The sequence below is a fragment of the Cardiobacterium hominis genome (assembly GCF_900637305.1).
Lineage (GTDB): Bacteria > Pseudomonadota > Gammaproteobacteria > Cardiobacteriales > Cardiobacteriaceae > Cardiobacterium > Cardiobacterium hominis.
In genome coordinates, this window is record NZ_LR134365.1 from 2,433,427 (window position 1) to 2,450,201 (window position 16,775).

General features: G+C 61.1%; 18 protein-coding genes and 1 pseudogene. 1 reads left to right on the plus strand and 18 read right to left on the minus strand.

Annotated elements, in window-relative coordinates; all coding sequences use genetic code 11:
• Nucleotides 1–244: 244 nt before the first annotated feature.
• The 11 genes and pseudogenes from EL199_RS11700 to EL199_RS11750 all read right to left on the minus strand — a co-directional run bounded on the left by EL199_RS11700 (nucleotide 245) and on the right by EL199_RS11750 (nucleotide 11,328).
• Nucleotides 245–601: pseudogene (locus tag EL199_RS11700) on the minus strand (endonuclease domain-containing protein).
• Nucleotides 598–1,830 (minus strand): putative lipid II flippase FtsW, encoded by a 1,233-nt coding sequence (ftsW, locus tag EL199_RS11705; RefSeq protein WP_004143128.1) that lies wholly within the window; start codon nucleotides 1,828–1,830, stop codon nucleotides 598–600. The pseudogene EL199_RS11700 and the gene ftsW overlap by 4 nt, the downstream one beginning before the upstream one ends.
• Entirely contained in the window at nucleotides 1,821–3,131 is a 1,311-nt protein-coding gene (gene murD, locus EL199_RS11710; RefSeq protein WP_004143127.1) for a UDP-N-acetylmuramoyl-L-alanine--D-glutamate ligase, read from the minus strand. Before murD ends, ftsW begins: the two co-directional genes overlap by 10 nt.
• 10 nt (nucleotides 3,132–3,141) lie before the next feature.
• Nucleotides 3,142–4,224 (minus strand): phospho-N-acetylmuramoyl-pentapeptide-transferase, encoded by a 1,083-nt coding sequence (mraY, locus tag EL199_RS11715; RefSeq protein WP_004143126.1) that lies wholly within the window; start codon nucleotides 4,222–4,224, stop codon nucleotides 3,142–3,144.
• A 131-nt stretch (nucleotides 4,225–4,355) separates the two neighbouring features.
• A complete protein-coding gene (locus EL199_RS11720; protein ID WP_004143125.1) occupies nucleotides 4,356–5,711 on the minus strand; it encodes a UDP-N-acetylmuramoyl-tripeptide--D-alanyl-D-alanine ligase in 1,356 nt (451 codons plus the stop codon).
• On the minus strand, nucleotides 5,693–7,144 hold the full coding sequence (locus EL199_RS11725) for a UDP-N-acetylmuramoyl-L-alanyl-D-glutamate--2,6-diaminopimelate ligase (RefSeq protein ID WP_004143124.1): 1,452 nt from the start codon (nucleotides 7,142–7,144) through the stop codon (nucleotides 5,693–5,695). The genes EL199_RS11720 and EL199_RS11725 overlap by 19 nt, the downstream gene beginning before the upstream one ends.
• Complete coding sequence (locus EL199_RS11730; RefSeq protein ID WP_232008301.1) at nucleotides 7,119–9,002, minus strand: peptidoglycan D,D-transpeptidase FtsI family protein; 1,884 nt, start codon at nucleotides 9,000–9,002, stop codon at nucleotides 7,119–7,121. Before EL199_RS11730 ends, EL199_RS11725 begins: the two co-directional genes overlap by 26 nt.
• Nucleotides 9,003–9,005: 3 nt before the next feature.
• Nucleotides 9,006–9,263: a cell division protein FtsL gene (ftsL, locus tag EL199_RS11735; RefSeq protein ID WP_232008302.1), complete on the minus strand. Its 258-nt coding sequence runs from the start codon at nucleotides 9,261–9,263 to the stop codon at nucleotides 9,006–9,008.
• Nucleotides 9,264–9,268: 5 nt separating this feature from the next.
• The gene (rsmH, locus tag EL199_RS11740; protein ID WP_004143120.1) at nucleotides 9,269–10,186 is read right to left on the minus strand and encodes a 16S rRNA (cytosine(1402)-N(4))-methyltransferase RsmH; all 918 of its coding nucleotides are present in this window, start codon (nucleotides 10,184–10,186) and stop codon (nucleotides 9,269–9,271) included.
• Entirely contained in the window at nucleotides 10,183–10,638 is a 456-nt protein-coding gene (gene mraZ, locus EL199_RS11745; RefSeq protein WP_004143118.1) for a division/cell wall cluster transcriptional repressor MraZ, read from the minus strand. The genes rsmH and mraZ overlap by 4 nt, the downstream gene beginning before the upstream one ends.
• 330 nt (nucleotides 10,639–10,968) lie before the next feature.
• The gene (locus EL199_RS11750; RefSeq protein WP_004143116.1) at nucleotides 10,969–11,328 is read right to left on the minus strand and encodes a MerR family transcriptional regulator; all 360 of its coding nucleotides are present in this window, start codon (nucleotides 11,326–11,328) and stop codon (nucleotides 10,969–10,971) included.
• A 71-nt stretch (nucleotides 11,329–11,399) separates the two neighbouring features.
• Here EL199_RS11750 and EL199_RS11755 point away from each other — a divergent pair, with 71 nt between their 5' ends.
• The gene (locus tag EL199_RS11755) at nucleotides 11,400–11,780 is read left to right on the plus strand and encodes a carboxymuconolactone decarboxylase family protein (RefSeq protein WP_004143114.1); all 381 of its coding nucleotides are present in this window, start codon (nucleotides 11,400–11,402) and stop codon (nucleotides 11,778–11,780) included.
• Between the two features lie 323 nt (nucleotides 11,781–12,103).
• Here EL199_RS11755 and EL199_RS11760 read toward each other — a convergent pair whose 3' ends face one another.
• The 7 genes from EL199_RS11760 to EL199_RS11785 all read right to left on the minus strand — a co-directional run bounded on the left by EL199_RS11760 (nucleotide 12,104) and on the right by EL199_RS11785 (nucleotide 16,709).
• On the minus strand, nucleotides 12,104–12,532 hold the full coding sequence (locus tag EL199_RS11760; protein ID WP_004143112.1) for a stringent starvation protein B: 429 nt from the start codon (nucleotides 12,530–12,532) through the stop codon (nucleotides 12,104–12,106).
• The gene (locus EL199_RS13380; RefSeq protein WP_315861905.1) at nucleotides 12,532–12,876 is read right to left on the minus strand and encodes a glutathione binding-like protein; all 345 of its coding nucleotides are present in this window, start codon (nucleotides 12,874–12,876) and stop codon (nucleotides 12,532–12,534) included. The genes EL199_RS11760 and EL199_RS13380 overlap by 1 nt, the downstream gene beginning before the upstream one ends.
• A gap of 18 nt (nucleotides 12,877–12,894) precedes the next feature.
• A complete protein-coding gene (locus EL199_RS13385) occupies nucleotides 12,895–13,170 on the minus strand; it encodes a glutathione S-transferase N-terminal domain-containing protein (protein ID WP_232008304.1) in 276 nt (91 codons plus the stop codon).
• Between the two features lie 13 nt (nucleotides 13,171–13,183).
• Nucleotides 13,184–13,954: a cytochrome c1 gene (locus EL199_RS11770; RefSeq protein ID WP_004143110.1), complete on the minus strand. Its 771-nt coding sequence runs from the start codon at nucleotides 13,952–13,954 to the stop codon at nucleotides 13,184–13,186.
• Nucleotides 13,951–15,204, minus strand: coding sequence for a cytochrome b (locus EL199_RS11775; protein ID WP_004143102.1), 1,254 nt, complete (start codon nucleotides 15,202–15,204; stop codon nucleotides 13,951–13,953). Before EL199_RS11775 ends, EL199_RS11770 begins: the two co-directional genes overlap by 4 nt.
• On the minus strand, nucleotides 15,197–15,841 hold the full coding sequence (petA, locus tag EL199_RS11780; RefSeq protein ID WP_004143099.1) for a ubiquinol-cytochrome c reductase iron-sulfur subunit: 645 nt from the start codon (nucleotides 15,839–15,841) through the stop codon (nucleotides 15,197–15,199). Before petA ends, EL199_RS11775 begins: the two co-directional genes overlap by 8 nt.
• A 121-nt stretch (nucleotides 15,842–15,962) precedes the next feature.
• On the minus strand, nucleotides 15,963–16,709 hold the full coding sequence (locus tag EL199_RS11785; RefSeq protein ID WP_004143098.1) for a Nif3-like dinuclear metal center hexameric protein: 747 nt from the start codon (nucleotides 16,707–16,709) through the stop codon (nucleotides 15,963–15,965).
• Between the last annotated feature and the right edge of the window lie 66 nt (nucleotides 16,710–16,775).

The following is a 16,775-nucleotide window of genomic DNA, read 5'->3' on the forward strand; positions in this document are numbered from 1 at the left end:
TCATTCCATTGCTTGTATTTAAAAATGTGTGAGAAAAACGCGGCGGATTTTACAGGGATGCGAGACTTTGTGTGCGAAATGATGCGGTCGCGGGGTTTTATCCTGCTTGCTCGCCCTCACCCCAACCCCTCTCTCGCGCGAAGTGCGAGAGAGGGGTTGGGGTGAGGGCGTTACTGAAGCCTCATCTAAAGTAGAACCAGATAGGGCCGCAGCCAAAGCCGCCGCTTCCCAAAGCATTCCGCGCTCAATCCCCGTCCAATTCTTCCCGCTTGCGCAGGATGGTTTCCAGTATCGCCTCGGTGCGTTGCAAGATGTCGTGGTTCCAGAAGCGCAAGACGCTTTAGCCGCGCGACTCGAGATAGCGGCTGCGTTCGGCATCATAAGCGGCCTGTTCGAGATGTTGTCCGCCGTCGGCTTCCACCACCAGTTTTGGCTGGTGACAGACGAAATCGCCCACATACGGACCAATCGGTTCTTGACGGCGGAATTTGCGCCCGCCCAGGCGACGGTCGCGCAGGTGGTACCACAGTTCGCGTTCGGCGTCGGGCATTTGCTGGCGCTGTTTTTTGGCATGGGCGAGCAGGCGTTTTTCATGTTTCAAATAATCCCTTCCCGCTTCGCCTGGTAGCGGCTTTCCGCGTCAATGCGGGCGAGGATGCCGAGCGAGACGCAGACGATGACCACCGAGCTGCCGCCGTAGCTGACAAGCGGCAGGGTCAGCCCTTTGGTCGGCAGTGCGCCGGTGGTGACGCCGATATTGACCAGCGCCTGAATGGCGATGATGAGGCCGATGCCGTAGGCGACGAGGCTGAGAAAGCGGCGGCGCACACGGTCGGCGAGGTAGCCGATATGAAAGGCACGCCAAACGAGGAGTACAAACAGCGCCATAACAACCAGCGCGCCAAAGAGGCCAAATTCTTCGGCGATGATGGCGAAGATGAAGTCGGTATGTGCTTCCGGCAGGTAGTCGTGTTTCTGCACGCTCTGGCCGAGGCCGCTGCCAAAGAGGCCGCCGCTGCCGACGGCAATCAGCGAGTTCACCAGCTGATAGCCTTCGTCGTACTGGTGCGTCCAGGGGTCGAGGAAGGTCAGCAGGCGTTTGACGCGGTACGGTGCGGCGACGAGCACCGCCCCCATCATGACGGAGACCACGCCGAAGAAGATGATGAAGCGCTTGAGGTTCATCCCCGCCATGAACATCATCCCCAAGACGGCGGCAACCATCACCATGGTCGTGCCAAAGTCCGGCTGGCGCAGGAGGATGGCGGCAAAGATGCCGGTAATGCAGAGTAGTTCGATCATCGGCCGCCAGCTGCGGTCAAGGAATTGGCTGTTGCGCTGGAGGAAGGCAGCGGCGTAGATAATCATCGCCAGTTTGACCACCTCGCCCACTTGCAGTTTGAAAAATTTCAAGTTGAGCCAACGGCGCGCCCCATTGACCGAGACGCCAACGCTGGGAATGTACAGGATGAGGAGCAGGATGAGCGCGTAGATGAGAAAGCGCCCACTGTTCTGGTAGTAGAAATGCGTGGGCATGATGTAGGCGACCCAGGCACAGACGAGGCCGGCGACGTAAAACAGGGCCTGCCGGATGCTGTAGTAATACGGGTCGCTGTTATGCCCCACCGCTTCACTCATGGAGGCAGAGGTGACCATCACCATGCCGATGGCAATCAGCGCGCACCAGGCAAAGAGCAGCCAGATGTCGGGAAATTCCATCCCCTGCCAGCGGCTCGCCCGTTTTTGGCTGTTGTGGAAGTCGTTGATGTGCCGGTCGGCGATGATTTTTTGTCGCGCGAGCGGCGGTTGCGCCCGGTCTTTCAGCGACATGTGCTCGTCACCTCGTAGGCAAAGGCGTCACCGCGGGCGTCGTAGCCGCTGTACTGGTCGAAGCTGGCGGTGGCGGGGGCGAGCAAGACGCTGTCGCCCGCTTGCGCGAGTGCACGTGCGCGGGCGACGGCTTTGTCCATCGTGCCGCAGTCCTCAAAAGCGATGCCTGCGGCGGTAAAGGCGGCTGCCATGTCGCGGTTATCCACGCCTATCAGCAAGACGCCGCGCAGGTTTGCCTGTTGCAGTTCGCGTGCGAGCAGCGAGAAGTCCTGGTTTTTGCCAACACCGCCGGCAATCAGCACCACCGCGCCGTCAATGCCCGCCAGGGCGGCAGCAGCCGCGCCGATGTTGGTCGCTTTCGAGTCGTCGTACCAGCGCACGCCGTTTTCCTCACTGACCAACTGCATGCGGTGCGGCAGTCCGGCGAAGGTTTCCAGCGCGGACAAAACTTGTTGCGGCGCGACGCCATAGGCTTCGAGCATCAGCAGGGTGCAGAGGATGTTGGCGTGGTTGTGCGCGCCGCCGAGACGCAGGCGGGCGGTTTCCAGCAGCGCGTGGCCGTGCAGCCAGATTTTGCCGCCTTCGACGCGGTTCGGCAGGGTGGCGGAGGTGCCGTAGTAGATGATGTTCTGTCCGTCTTCGGCCATAGCCACGCAGGCTTCGTCGTCGCCGTTCAAGATGCAGATGCTGGACTGGCGCACGAGGTTGGCTTTGGCGGCGGCATAGGCGGCGAAGTCGTCGTAGCGGTCGAGGTGGTCGGGGGTGACGTTCAACACGGCGGCGACACGCGGGTAGAGGCTGGGGCAGAGTTCGAGCTGGTAGCTGGACAGTTCGATGACGTAGCAGTCGGCGGCTTCGCCGTCAAAAAGCGCATCGAGCACCGGGCGGCCGATGTTGCCGCAGAGTTTGGCCTTGTGTCCGGCGTGGTTCAGCGCTTGCGCCAAGAGTGTTACCACGGTGGATTTGCCGTTGCTGCCGGTAACCGCCAGCACGGGTTTGTCGTTCAAGCGGGCGAACAGCTCGATGTCGTTGATTTGCTGCGCGTAAGAGTGGGTAAAGGCAGCGCGGCGGCGGTCAACGCCGGGGCTGACCACCAACGTGCCCGCGCCCGCGAACGCCTGCGGGTCGTCGAAATTGCGTTTTTCGATGCGGCGCTCGTCCAGGCGTTCATCGAGGCCGATGGCGTCGTAGCCCGCCTCGCGCAAGAGGTCGAGCGCGACATGGCCGGAGGCGCCCATGCCTACTACAAAAATCGGTTCGGCGAGCGCGAGCGCCCGCAGTTTGCTGGTCATGGTATCCATGGTGGTTCCCTCAGCGGAGTTTCAGGGTGGAGAGGCCGATTAGCACCAAAATCACGGTGATAATCCAGAAGCGGATGGTAACGCGCGATTCCGGCCAGCCGGAGAGTTCAAAATGGTGGTGCAAGGGCGCCATGCGGAAAACCCGCTTGCCGCGCGTCTTGAACGACACCACCTGAATCATCACGGAAAGCGCTTCCGCGACGAAGATGCCGCTCATCAGCGCGAAGACGAGTTCCTGGCGGATGGCGACGGCCACGGTGGCAAGCGCCGCGCCGAGCGAGAGTGCGCCAACATCGCCCATGAATACCAGCGCCGGATGCGCGTTGTACCAGAGAAAACCGAGACCCGCGCCCGCAATGGCCGCGCAGAACACCGCCATTTCGCCGACTCCGGGCAACACCGGCTGGTGCAGGTAGCTCGCGTAATTCGGGCTGCCGGAAATGTAGGCGAACACCGCCAGGCCGCCCGCGACCAGCACTACCGGCATGATGGCAAGGCCGTCCAGACCGTCGGTGAGGTTCACCGCGTTGCTCGCCCCGGTCAGCACAAAGTAAACAAAGGGCAGGAAAAGCCAGCCCATCTGCCACGACAGATTTTTGAAAAACGGCACATAGAGCGTGGTCTCCACCGGCGAGGCGGCGCTCGCGTAAAGCCAGATGCAGGTAAAGAGCGAGACGAGCGAGAGCAGCGCGTATTTGTGCTTGGCGCGTAGTCCCTGCGGGTCTTTGAGAATCAGCTTGCGGTAGTCGTCAATCCAGCCGACCACGCCGAAACCGAGCATGACAAAGAGCGCAATCCAGGTGTATTTCACCCGTAAATCCGCCCAGAGGAGCATAGCGATGCAGACGCTTAGGATGATGAGCGCGCCGCCCATGGTCGGCGTGCCTGCTTTTTTCAGGTGGGTTTGCGGGCCGTCGTCGCGCACGTACTGCCCCATTTGCAGGCGGCGCAGAAGGGCGATCATCCGCCCGCCAAAGCCGATGGAGAGCAGGAGCGCGGTCAGCGCGCCGAAGATGACGCGCGAGGTGAGGTAGGTGAAGGCGTTGAACGGGCTGAACCAGTTGCTTAACCAGTCGGCGAGGGCGTAGAGCATGTTTTCGGTTCCTTGATTGTTGTTGTGTTGAGTGTGTTCAGGTTTCGCGGCGATTTATACATACACCTGAGCGCTCGTGGTGTATGTAAATGAAGCGGGATGGGTGTCTGGCGCCAATACATCTTCCCTCCTCAATGTCCGGCGGCGGCGGTCAGTCCGGCGGCGGCGAGTACGCCTTCCATGCGGGCGCTGCGTGAGCCTTTGACGAGGATGACGGTCGCCGGGGCATCGGCGAGATAGGCGGCAAGTGCCGCGCCCGCGCTGGCGGTGTCGGCGAAATGGCGGTCCGCGCCGTATTCTTGGGCGAGGCCGTCGCCGACTGACCAGAAGGCGCTGATGCCGCGCGTGGCGGCGTAGGTCGCGACGTCGTGATGCAGCGCCACTTCTTCCGCGCCCAACTCGCCCATCGCACCGGCGATGATTAGTGATTGCGGCGCGGCGGCGAGGACGTCGATGGCCGCCTTGAATGAGGCGGGGTTGGCGTTGTAGGTGTCGTCGTAGATGGTGTGCGCGCCGACGCGGATGGCGGCGAGGCGCGATTGGTGCAGGGCGAGGCCGGTGAGCGTCGCCTGCATTTGTGCGCCGCTGACGCCGGCAAGGCGCGCGGCGGTGCAGGCGGCGAGCGCGTTCATGATGTTGTGCCGCCCCACCAGTTGCCAGGCGACCGGATAGTCGCTGCCGTCCACGCGCAGCACGAAGCGGCTGCCGTCGGCGGCGAGATCGTGTGCGGTGACGTCGGCGTCGATATTGAGCGAGAAGGTGTATTGTGGGCGGTCGTGGAATTGGTCTTGCCAGCGGGCGGCGGCGGGCAGGTCGAGGTTCAAGACGATGGCGCCGTCGCTGTGCGCGTAGATTTCGCTTTTGGCGGCGATGACGCCTTCGAGCGTACCAAATCCGGCGAGGTGCGCCGGGGCGACGTTGGTAATCAGCGCCACGTCCGGGCGGGCGAGTGCTACCAGGGCGGCGATTTCGCCGGGGTGGTTCGCGCCCATTTCAATCACCGCATAGCGGTCTTCGTCGCGCAGACGCAGCAGGGTGAGCGGCACGCCGATGTCGTTGTTCAAATTGCCGAGGGTGGCCAGCGTCTGCCCACGGGTTTGCAGCAGGCGTTGCAGGATTTCTTTGGTGCTGGTTTTGCCGTTGCTGCCGGTGATGGCGAAAAACTGCGCTTGGCTACGCTCACGGCGGTCGCGAGCCAGCGCCTGCAAGGCGGCGAGGGTATCGGCGACGACGATTTGCGGCAAGTCCGCGTCTGGCTGGTATTCGGCGACGATGGCGGCGACGGCGCCCTGCCCTTTGGCCGCGGCGAGGAAGTCTTCGCCGCGAAAATTCGGCCCGCGCAGGGCGATGAACAGTTCGCCCGCTTGCAGGCGGCGGCTGTCGGTGCTGACGTCCAGGGCGGTGAAATCGGCGCCATGATGGACGCCATCGCAGAGGGCGGCGATTTCGGCGGCGGTAAGCGGGGTGTTCAGCGGTTTTGCAGCCATGTGCGCACGGTTTCCTGGTCGGAGTAGTGGTGTTTGGTGGTGCCGAGGATTTGGTAGTCCTCATGGCCTTTGCCGGCGATGACCACGGCGTCGCCCGCCTCGAGCTGCGGCAGGACGAAGCGGATGGCTTCTTCGCGCGGTCGTTTGATCCAGGCTTTTTCGCGGTGCCCCATGCCGCGCAGGCTGTCGGCGATGATGTCCGCCGGGTTTTCGGTGCGCGGGTTGTCGTCGGTGATGACGACGGCGTCGGCGTATTGTTCGGCGGCTTGTGCCATCAGCGGGCGTTTGCCGCGGTCGCGGTCGCCGCCGCAGCCGAAGACGCACCACAGTTTGCCCGGCACGTGCGCGCGCACGCCTTGCAGGATGTTGGCAAGTGCCGCCGGTGTGTGGGCGTAGTCGATGATGGCGGCGGCGCCGTTGCCGAGACCGATGCGCTCGGCACGGCCGGGAACGCCGTGCAGCGCGGCGAGTTTGGCCGGTATCGCGGCAAACGGTGTGCCTAGTGCGAGCAGGCAGGCGGCGGTGTTCAAGAGGTTGTCCACGTTGAAGCGGGCGAGCAGGCCGCTCTGAATGGCGACCTGCTCCGCTTCGGTTTCGAGGGTATAGGCGATACCGTCGGGACTTAACACGATGTCGCGCGCGCGCAGGGTGAGTGCGGCGCGCGGGTGGGCGTGATTCTGGCTGCTGACGGCGATGACGCGCGTTTTCGGGTGAACGCGGTTTTCGTCGAGCAGGCGGCGGCCGTGCGCATCGTCGATGTTGATGACGGCGACGGGCAGCGGTCGCGCGAAAAGGCTGGCTTTGGCAAGGAAGTAGTCTTCCATGTCGCGGTGGTAGTCGAGGTGGTCGCGGCTCAGGTTGGTAAAGACGCCGATGTGGTATTCGACCGCCGCCACCCGTCCTTGTGCGAGGGCGTGCGAGGAGACTTCCATCGCCACGGTTTCGATGCCCGCGTCACGGAAGCGGGCGAGGTATTGTTGGACGCGCAGCGGGTCGGGGGTGGTGTGGCTCGCGGGCTCCAGCGCATCCAGCTTGCCGTAGCCGATGGTGCCGAGCATCGCGCCGCCGGTCGCTTGCGCGAGGAAGTGGACGAGCGAGGATTTGCCGTCGGTGCCGGTCACGCCGATGAGTTTGAGCGCGCGCGCGGGGTGGTCGTAGAAGCGCGCGGCGATTTCGCCCAGATGCGCGCCGAGCTGTTCGCAGGCAATGGCGTCTGCGGGCGGGTTGGCGTAAGGCGGTTCGTAGGCGATGGCGGCCGGATGCAGTTCGGGGTTGTAGAAGTCCAGCGCATGGTGGCTGATGCCGCGCGCCGCCAGCCAGAGGGTCTGTGGCGTGAGGGCGCGCGAGTCGGTGGCAATCGCCGCGATGTCGCGGTCTGCCGTGGCCGCAGTCAGTCCTTTTAGCAGGTCATTCAGTTTCTTCGGGGGGTTCATGCGGGGGCGCTCCGGCGGAGTCGTTGTCTTCAAAGAGGGCGGAGTCGGCGACGAGGCCGATTTCGCCGGATTTGGCGATTTTATCGGGCAGGACGCCGAGCATTCTCAGCGACCAGTCGGCGATTTTGGCAAAGGGCGGTGCGGCAACCAGGCCGCCGTAGTAGTTGTCGCCTTTGGGGTCATCCACGACGACGACCATGGCGATGCGCGGGTTGTGCGCCGGGGCGTAGCCCGCAAAGATGCCACGGTAGTTTTTCTCGGCGTAACCGCCGCCTTTGCGCACTTTGTGCGAGGTGCCGGTTTTGCCGGCGACGGTATAGCTTTCGGTGTTGGCGCGCTTGCCGGTACCGCCGTCGCCAACCACCGCTTCCAGCATTTTCTGCACGGCGCGCGCGGTTTTGTCGCTCATCACCCGCTTGCCTTCCGGCAGTTCTTCGACTTTCAGGAGTGACAGCGGCATTTCCACACCGTCGTTGGCAATGGTGGCGTAGGCGTGCGCCAGTTGCAGCGCGCTGACGCTGACGCCGTAGCCGTAGAAGGTGGTGGCGTAGTCAAACGGGCTGATTTTTTCGGTGCGCGGGAAGTGACCGCGTTGTTCGCCGGGGAAGCCGATGCCGCTCGGTTGGCCGAAGCCGAGGGCGGTCATAAAGTCGCGGTATTTTTTGCGCGGCATGCGCTCGCTAATCATCGCCATGCCGACGTTCGAGGATTTGCGGATGACGCCGACGGTATCCTGCGTGCCGTAGTTGTGCGTGTCGCGCACGGTGTAGCGCCCCATCTGGTAGGTGCCGCTGGTGCGGAAGCTGGTTTTCGGGGTGATCACGCCCGCTTCCAGCGCGGCGGCGACCGCAAGCGGTTTCATGGTCGAGCCGGGCTCGAAGGTGTCGGTCACGGCGCGGTTTTTCAGCAGTTCGGCGCGGCGTTCGGCGCTGACGTTGGGGTTGCCCGCGGGCAGCGACACCATGGCGAGAATCTCGCCGGTTTTCACGTCCACCATCACTGCCGACACGGATTCGGCGCGGAATTCGTCCTTGGTTTCCTGCAAGACTTGGTGAGTGATGTACTGGATGCGCTTGTCGATGGAAAGCTGCAACTGTGTTCCGGCAGAGGCAGGCCGCACTTCTTCGACGACGCGCAAGGCGCGCCCGGCGCGGTCTTGCAGCACTTTCACTTTGCCCGCCTGTCCGGCCAGCCAGTTTTCGTAGAGTTTTTCCAGCCCTTCCTGACCTTTGTCTTCAACGTCGGTGTAGCCGATGATTTGCCCCATGATTTCGCCGGAGGGGTAGAAGCGCTTGTAGCCGTTTTCGCGGCGCAGGCCGGGGATTTTCAGGTCGAGCGCTTCGTTGGCGATGCTCGGCGGAATCTGGCGGCGCAGGTACATGAATTGCTGGTCGGCGCGCGCCGCCAGTTCGTCGTAAAACTTGGCGAGGTCTTCATCCAGAAGCGTCGCCAGCGGGCGCAGGGTTTCGTATTGGTAGCGCAGGCGCGCTTCTTCTTCGTTACCGCTGTTCGCCCAGGCGCAATCGACGCTGTACGCCTTGTCCGTCTGGCAGGCTTCGCGCAGGCGGTCAAAATCGCCGTTCAACGTCGCCCACATGCGCAGCGGGTCAATGATGAGCGTGCTCACCGGGGTGGAAATGGCGAGCGGCTCGCCCTCCCGATCCAAAATCATGCCGCGCAGCGCGTCTTCCGTCTGGATGCGCAGGCTGCGGTCGTAACCGCGCTTGGTCAGGCTGTCGGCGGTCGTTACTTGCAGGCGGATAAGCTGCGCCACCAATCCCAGCGTCATCAATGCCAAAAAGCCCACCACAACATTGCGGCGGGCAGTGGCACCATAACGGAAGATGGAACGCGCCACGGCTCAGTCCAGATAAACCACTTGCGTTGCCTGCGGCATATGCATATCCAGCCCGTTGCGCACCGCGTGGTCGATGACGCTGTCATCGGCGAGCATTTTTTGCTCCAGGAGCAGCTGCGTCCATTCGGCGTTAATCTGGTCGCGCGTTTTCTTCAGCGATTGCACCTGATTGACGAGGTTGCTTTGTTCATGCGCGAACTTGGCCGCTTTCACGCCGCTAAAACAGGCACCGCAAAGCAGTACCGCCAGAATAACCATCATAAATTTCATATCTTTACTGCCTTTCTCAATCTTGCGCTGCGACTTCTCGGATTGTCCGCCACTTCCCTGGCGGACGGTTTGACCGCAGGTGGAACCAGTCGCAGCAACGGGTTCACCCGGTCGTGTGCCGACGGAATCTCCGCCGGCAAGGGCGCGCCCTCGTGGGCGCGGATAAAGCGCTTCACCAGCGCATCTTCCAGTCCATGAAAGGTAATCACTGCCAGCACCCCGCCTGATTTCAGCAAACGGGTTGCGGCGGCAAGACCGCGTTCAATCTCGCCGACCTCATCATTGACCGCAATGCGGATCGCCTGAAACGTCTGCGTTGCCGGATGAAAGCCGGCCTTGTACAACTTGCGCGGCACGGCATCGGCGACCACCGCTGCCAAATCCAGCGTGGTGCGCAACTTGCCGCGCGCCGCGATGACCGCCCGCGCAATGCGACGCGCCACCGTATGCGGTTCGCCGCCCCAATCACGGATGACCCGCGCCAGCGTCGCCTCATCGGTCGCCGCGAGCCAGTCAGCCGCCGTAATGCCGCTCTCATTGTCCATGCGCATATCGAGCGGCCCTTCCTTGCCAAAAGAAAAACCGCGCGCCGCCTGATCAAGCTGCGGCGAAGACACACCCAAATCAAGCAAAATGCCATCAAGACTGGCCGCGCCAACATCTGCAAACGCCGTTTCCATGCGGGAAAACGGGCAGCGGGCGAAATGAAAGCGCGGATCGTCAATCCCGGCCGCCGCTTCCGCCGCCTGTGGGTCGCGGTCCAGCGCGTACAAGCGCCCTGCCCTGCCCAAGGCAGCAAGCATGGCACGGCTGTGCCCGCCACGGCCAAAGGTGCCGTCGAGATAAACACCATCCGCGCGAATGGCGAGCGCTTGCACCGCCTCGTGCAAGAGAACCGTGACGTGAGCGCTCATATCGCCAAACTCTCCAGCGCGCCGTTGAGATCCAGCCCGTCCGCACGCAACGCCTCGGCATCCTCGGCATTGATGGCATCCCAAGCCTCCTGACTCCACAGCTCGAACTTATTGCCCATGCCGCTCATCACCACCTTTTTGTCCAGCCCGGCGCGCTGACGCAGCGGCGGCGGGATGAGAATGCGCCCGGTGCTGTCGAGCTCACACTCGGCGGCGTTCCCCATATAAAGACGCTTCAGGCGGCGGATTTGCGGATCAAAACTGGGCAGCTTCACCAACTTCTCCTCCACCTTCTGCCATTCCGGCAGCGTGTAAAGCAGCAGCTGGTTTTCCAGCTCGGCGGTCAAAATCAAAACGCCGTCGCTCTCCTCCTCAAATTGCGCCCGCACCTTGGCCGGGACGGAAAGCCGTCCCTTAGTGTCGAGCGAAATATGGTAGATACCGCGAAACATGGCGTAGTGAGTTAAGGTCTATTGCACAATTTCCCACATTATACCTTGCGTTCATATTCCGGCAATAATTAAGATTTTAGTCCTTCAAAATCATCAAGATAACTTTTGCAACCGGAAGCCGTCGCGGCGGAGGAAAACGGCGAGTTATCCACCACGTAGGCGGGTTATTCGCCATTTTATCCACAATGGTGCAAGAAAGTGGGGGAAATTGCCCAGCGGGGGAGAAAGTGCAAAAAAAGCCCGCAGCATGCGGGATAGAAGGAGAAAAAATGAGCGCTGTGTAGCTGCCCGTTGAACATCACGACCGGCGTGTCATGCCACGAATCGCCCCTACGACGACCGCAACAACGCCTCGTAATGCCGCAACTTCTCCGCCAAATGCGCCTGATGATCGACAAGACGCGCCAACTGCGTCGCAAGCGCCTGCTGGTGCGCCAACAACAACGCATAACGCGCCGCCAGCGTCGCCTCACTTTCAGCACGCAGGCGAGCAAACGCCTTGATTTGCGCCAGCGGCATATTCGTTTCCTTCAGCCGCAAGATGAAAGTCAGCCAGGCAGCGTCGCGCTCACTATAAATGCGGTAGCCGTTAGCATCGCGCGCGGGCGCAAGCAGCCCTTCCTTTTCGTAATAACGCAGCGTGTCGGCACTGAGACCAGTCAGCGCGGCAAATTCCTGGATGTGATACATGAAAAAAATCCTTGCGTTGGAGCCCGCTCCAAAACATATCCTCAACGCTCCCCCAACAAAAGGAGCAAACCATGCTAAACCCGGAACTGCTGCAACGCGGCCTCGCCACACTGAATGCCATCGATGGCGCACAAGGCGAAGCGGTGATGACCGCCCTCGCCGATATCGCCCCTGACCTCGGCCAATACATCATCGGCTTCGCCTTCGGCGAGATCTACAACCGCCCGGCGCTTGACCTGCGCCAGCGCGAACTGATCACACTGGCCGCACTCGCCGCGCAGGGCGGCTGCGAGAACCAGCTGCGCGTCCATATCCATGCCGCGCGAAACGTCGGCCTTTCGCGCGAAGAAATCATCGAAGCTTTCATTCACTGCGTGCCGTACCTCGGTTTCCCGAAAGTGCTGAATGCGGTATTCGTCGCCAAAGCCGTCTTTGCAGACAGCGACGATTGAACCAGCCGCGCAGCAAAAAGCCCGCATGATGCGGGCTTTTACGATTCGTGCAAGGTTTATAGCAACCCCTCCTAGGGCGTGTTTGCATTTCAGCGGATAGGCCCCTCCCCGGGCTCCCCCGCTCCGCGGGGGGAGGGGGTTCAAATTGCAAACAGCCCCTAAAGCCTCGTACGGCGTGCGCCGCCTGACCGGGCACCACATACTGTCTTCGGCGGCGTGCCTTGTTCGAGGTTTTCTGTGTATCGCTCTATCCCCCCTTGCGCCCGCACCGCTCACGCATAAAAAAGCGGCTCTAATGAGCCGCTTCCTGTGATGAAGTTGGGTTATTTCAAAATTTTCAGATGACTGCCGGACGGTTTGTCTTCGCCATCTGGTGTGGACGGTGTCACGTTGCTGTCTTGCGGACCCTTTTCCAGCCCTTCTGCAGGCGGCAAACTGATACCTTCGCCGGTTTCCCGCGCGATGAGCGAGACGATGGCCTGCATGCTGACCCAGACTTGATGCGGCTGACCGCCGAAGCGGGTGTTGAAGGTGACGCTGTCGTTGTCAATGGAAAGGTTGGCAGTCGCCGTTGGCGAGATGTTCAGTACCAGCATTTCTTCTTGCAAGAGATGCAGCGGCACACCGTGTACCCAGCCCGCACCGGGCGCAGCGATGACAAGATGCGGCGTGCAGTCGTTATCCACAATCCACTGGTAGATGGCGCGCAGCAGATAGGGCTTGCGGTCGGTCATGGTGACTTCGTCGCGCATCAGGCACCCGGTCGCAACGCCGCTTCCTGTTTGGAGAGCGATTTGCGGAAGTAGTCTTTGGAGAAGTGGAAGTCCATATAGCGCTGGATGGTCGCCGCCGCTTTCGGCAGTTCGATTTCGAGGCTTTCCAGACGCCAGAGGATGGGCAGGACGCAGCAGTCCAGCAGGCTGATTTCACTGCCGATGAGGTAATCCCGGCCTTTGAACATCGGCGACATGAGCAGCACGGCTTCGCGCAGCTGTTTCTGCGGCGCTTTTTTCTTTGCCGGTGACAGTTTGCCGTGTTGCAGTTGATCAACCGGCTGGTACCAGTTGGTTTCCAGTTCGTAGCAGAAAAGGCGGATTTTCGCCTTGAGGTTCGCCTAAATCGGCATTAGCGCCGGGTGCGGGAAGCGTTCGTCAAGGTATTCGCTGACGACGCGCTCGTCAAAGAGGACGAGGTCGCGGTCAATCAGGGTCGGCAGCCGCCCGGTCGGGTTGATTTCGATGAGGTCGGACGGGATGTTGTCAGGATCGATTTCGACGTAGTCGATTTCCAGGTCTTTGGCCTGGCAGACCAGGCGGATGCGATGGCTGCTCGCGTGGATGGGGCTGCCGAACAGCGCCAGCCCGCCCCGTTTTTGACTTACGATACTCATAGGCTCCTTGTTTTTAATGGATGTCGCGCCAGTATTCTTTCTTCAGCAGGTAGAAGATGACGGTGAGGAAGGCGAGAAATGCCAGTACCCACGGTCCCATGCGCATGCGGTCCAGCGCGGAGGGGTCAGAGACGTAGCTGAGGAAGTTGGTAATGTCGTAGGCGACTTTGTCGTATTCTTCTTTGTTCAGCGTTCCCGGGGTGATGGCTTCGAAGCCGACCAGGCTGCTGTGGGTTTCGCATTTTTCTTGGCCTTCAACCATTTCGCACACTTTTTCTTCGTGGTAAACGGGTTTCTGGACGCCTTGCAGTTCCCACAGCGGGTTCGGCATGCTGGCGCCCGCGAAGACGGAGTTGTTGAATCCCAGCGGACGGCTGTCATCGCGGTAGAAGCCGCGCAGGTAGTTGTAGATGTAGGCGCCGCTTTTTGCCCGTGCGGTCAGCGACAGGTCGGGCGGGGTTTGTCCGAACCATTTCAGTCCCTCGGCGCCGCTCATCGCGGTGTGCATTTGTTCAACGTCTTTGGCACCGGTGAAGATGAGGTTTTTTGCACCGATTTCCGGGTCGATTTGCAGGTCGCGGAAGGCACGGTTGTAGCGCTGGTATTTCAGCGAGTGGCAACCGGAGCAGTAGTTGATGAAGTATTTGGCGCCGTTTTGCAATGAGATTTTGTCGTTCAGGTCAATCTGAAAGGCGTCATTCGGATAGGTTGCCGCGCCACCGGAGGCAAAGGCTTGGGTCATCGCCAGCGATGCGGTCAACAGGAGGATTTTCATGGTTTTCATTTGGTCACCCGTGTTGGTACTGGCTTGGTTTTGTCGAGCTTGCTGTAGATGGGCATCAGCAGGAAGAAGGCAAAGTAGATGCCGGTGCAGCATTGTGCCAAGCGGGTAACGATATTGGTCGGCGGCATGGTGCCGAGTTTGGTCAGGGTGAGGAAGGCGATGATGAACAGCGCCAGCGCCACACGCGAGATCCAGCCTTTGTAGCGGATGGATTTGACCGGCGAGCGATCCAGCCACGGCAGGATGAAGATCATGCCGACGGCGGCAAACATGGCGATAACGCCCCACAGTTTTGCCGGTACGCCGAACCAGTCCCAAGTCATGGCGCGCAGGATGGAGTAGAAGGCGCCGAAATACCACACCGGTGCGATGTGTTCTGGCGTCACTTGCGCGTTCGCCGGTTCAAAGTTGGCAAGCTCCAGGAAGTAGCCGCCAAATTCGGGCATGTAGAAGATGATGCCGGCGAATATCATGAAGAAGAAGCCGAACCCGACCAGGTCTTTGATGGTGAGGTAGGGGTGGAAGGGGATGCCGTCCAGCGGAACACCGCGTTCGTCCAGATGCTCTTTGATTTCGATGCCGTCCGGGTTGAGCGAGCCGACTTCGTGCAGCGCGATGATGTGCGCCGCGACCAGCATCACCAGCACCAGCGGGATGAGGATGATGTGCAGCGAGAAGAAGCGGTTGAGCGTCGCGTCGGAGATGTAGAAGTCGCCCTGGATGAAGGTGACGATGGCATCGCCGACGACCGGGATGGCGCTAAAGAGTGAGATGATGACGTTGGCGCCCCAGTAGGAGGTTTGTCCCCACGGCAGCAGGTAGCCCATGAAGGCTTCCGCCATCAGCGCAAGGAAGATGAGCGCGCCGAAAAGCCAGACGAGCTCACGCGGTTTGCGGAAGGAGCCGTACATCAGGCCGCGGAACATGTGCATGTAAACGCAGATGAAGAAGAAGGAGGCGCCGGTGGAATGCATGTAGCGGATGAGCCAACCAAAATCAACGTCGCGCATGATGTATTCGACGCTGCTGAAGGCTTCGGCGGCGCTCGGTTTGTAGAACATCGCCAGCCAGACGCCGGTGAGGATTTGGTTCACCAGGACGACCAGCGCCAGCGAACCGAACAGGTACCAGAAGTTGAAGTTTTTCGCCGCGTAGTAGCGGTCCATGTGGTCGTGCCACAGCAGGGTCAGCGGGAAGCGGTTGTCAATCCAGCCGAGCAGACCGGTGGTTTTGTACGGGTTACTAGCCATTTTGTCCTCCTTCGCTGCTGGCACCGACGACGACGAGGTTGTCGTTTTTGAAGTTATACGGCGGGATGCTCAGGTTGGTCGGTGCGGGTACGCCTTTGTAGACGCGGCCGGCGTAATCGAATTTTGAACCGTGGCAGGGGCAGAAGAAGCCGCCTTCCCAAGTGGCATCGCCGCGCACTTCGCGCCCTTCGGCGCGGGATTGCAGTTTCGGCGCGCAGCCAAGGTGGGTGCAGATGCCGAGCATGACGAGGACGTCTTTGCGCTCTGAACGCCATTCGTTCTGCGCATATTCCGGTTGCAGGGATTCTTTGGATTCCGGGTCACGCAGGTCTCCGCCAACTTGCGGCAGGGTGGCGAGCATTTCGTCGGTACGGCGCAGGAGGTAAACGACCTTGCCTTGCCAGAGGACGGTCAGCATGGCGCCCGCTTCAAGTTTGGTGATATCGACTTCTACCGGCGCGCCAACGGCTTTGGCGCGTTCGCTGGGAAGCCAGCTTTTGAGGAAGGGAACGGCGAGAAAGCCCGCGCCGACTGCCGTCGCGCCGGTCGTCGCCGCGACCAGCATCTTGCGGCGGGCGGGATTCTCCACCGGTTGCGCCGGGATGAATACCGGCTTGAGATTCGCTGCATTGCTCATGATTGTTCTCCGCGCATCGATTCTTTCCTATCAATACGGCGTTATTGCCTTGGGTAAATTATATTTCGGGGTGACTATCTTAACAAAATCTTGCGATTTGCGCATGACCGCAAAGCGGGGTTCAAAAGGGATTTTCTTCATCAAAAAAGCGCTGTTGCAGGCCAAACGTCGCGGCGAGATGCTCGCCCAAGGCGCGGATGCCGGCGCGTTCGCTGGCATGATGGCCGCAGGAGATATACACCGTGCCCGTCTCCCGCGCTTCGTGGTAGCTGCGCTCGGCATATTCGCCGCTGATGAAGGCCTGCGCGCCCTCGTCTGCCGCCTGTTGCAGGAAATCTTGCGCCGCGCCGCTGCACCAGGCGATATGGGTTAGCGGGTCAGCGGCCGTGCCGACGGCGAATGGCTCACGCTCCAGCCCGCCTTCCAGTTGTGCCAGGAGGTCGGGCAATGTCGTCGGTGCGATGCGTGCGTGCCAGATGAGCGGTTCTTCTGCCGACTGCCACACGGCTTCGCAGGCAAAGTGTTTGGCAAAGTGGGCGTTGTTGCCCAGTTCGGGGTGTTGGTCAAGCGGCAGGTGGTAGGCAAAGAGATTCATTTCATGCGCGAGCAGCGCGGCAAGGCGACGCTTCTTCAGGCCGACTACTTGCGGCGCTTCGCCTTTCCAGAAGTAGCCGTGATGCACCAGGAGCGCGTCTGCCTGCCAGTCAATCGCCGCGGTTATTGCCGCTTGCGAGGCGGTGACGGCGGTAAGGATGCGGCGGATTTCCGCCTTGCCTTCGACTTGCAGGCCGTTTGGCGCGTAGTCGCGAAAGCGGTCGGTTTGTAGCAGGTCGCGCAGATGGGTTTGCAGTTGGTCGCGGGTAATCATGATGGCTCTGAATGGTGTGATGTGTGTCAATGGTTTTGCCGGGCCGGTCATTGAACATCATCGCCG

Coding starts and splice junctions, on each gene's coding strand:
- ftsW (WP_004143128.1), bottom strand. CDS start 1,830: ATGTCGCTGAAAGACCGGGCGCAACCGCCGCTCGCGCGACAAAAAATC.
- murD (WP_004143127.1), bottom strand. CDS start 3,131: ATGGATACCATGACCAGCAAACTGCGGGCGCTCGCGCTCGCCGAACCG.
- mraY (WP_004143126.1), bottom strand. CDS start 4,224: ATGCTCTACGCCCTCGCCGACTGGTTAAGCAACTGGTTCAGCCCGTTC.
- EL199_RS11720 (WP_004143125.1), bottom strand. CDS start 5,711: ATGGCTGCAAAACCGCTGAACACCCCGCTTACCGCCGCCGAAATCGCC.
- EL199_RS11725 (WP_004143124.1), bottom strand. CDS start 7,144: ATGAACCCCCCGAAGAAACTGAATGACCTGCTAAAAGGACTGACTGCG.
- ftsL (WP_232008302.1), bottom strand. CDS start 9,263: ATGATGGTTATTCTGGCGGTACTGCTTTGCGGTGCCTGTTTTAGCGGC.
- rsmH (WP_004143120.1), bottom strand. CDS start 10,186: ATGAGCGCTCACGTCACGGTTCTCTTGCACGAGGCGGTGCAAGCGCTC.
- mraZ (WP_004143118.1), bottom strand. CDS start 10,638: ATGTTTCGCGGTATCTACCATATTTCGCTCGACACTAAGGGACGGCTT.
- EL199_RS11750 (WP_004143116.1), bottom strand. CDS start 11,328: ATGTATCACATCCAGGAATTTGCCGCGCTGACTGGTCTCAGTGCCGAC.
- EL199_RS11755 (WP_004143114.1), top strand. CDS start 11,400: ATGCTAAACCCGGAACTGCTGCAACGCGGCCTCGCCACACTGAATGCC.
- EL199_RS11760 (WP_004143112.1), bottom strand. CDS start 12,532: ATGCGCGACGAAGTCACCATGACCGACCGCAAGCCCTATCTGCTGCGC.
- EL199_RS13385 (WP_232008304.1), bottom strand. CDS start 13,170: ATGAGTATCGTAAGTCAAAAACGGGGCGGGCTGGCGCTGTTCGGCAGC.
- EL199_RS11770 (WP_004143110.1), bottom strand. CDS start 13,954: ATGAAAACCATGAAAATCCTCCTGTTGACCGCATCGCTGGCGATGACC.
- EL199_RS11775 (WP_004143102.1), bottom strand. CDS start 15,204: ATGGCTAGTAACCCGTACAAAACCACCGGTCTGCTCGGCTGGATTGAC.
- petA (WP_004143099.1), bottom strand. CDS start 15,841: ATGAGCAATGCAGCGAATCTCAAGCCGGTATTCATCCCGGCGCAACCG.
- EL199_RS11785 (WP_004143098.1), bottom strand. CDS start 16,709: ATGATTACCCGCGACCAACTGCAAACCCATCTGCGCGACCTGCTACAA.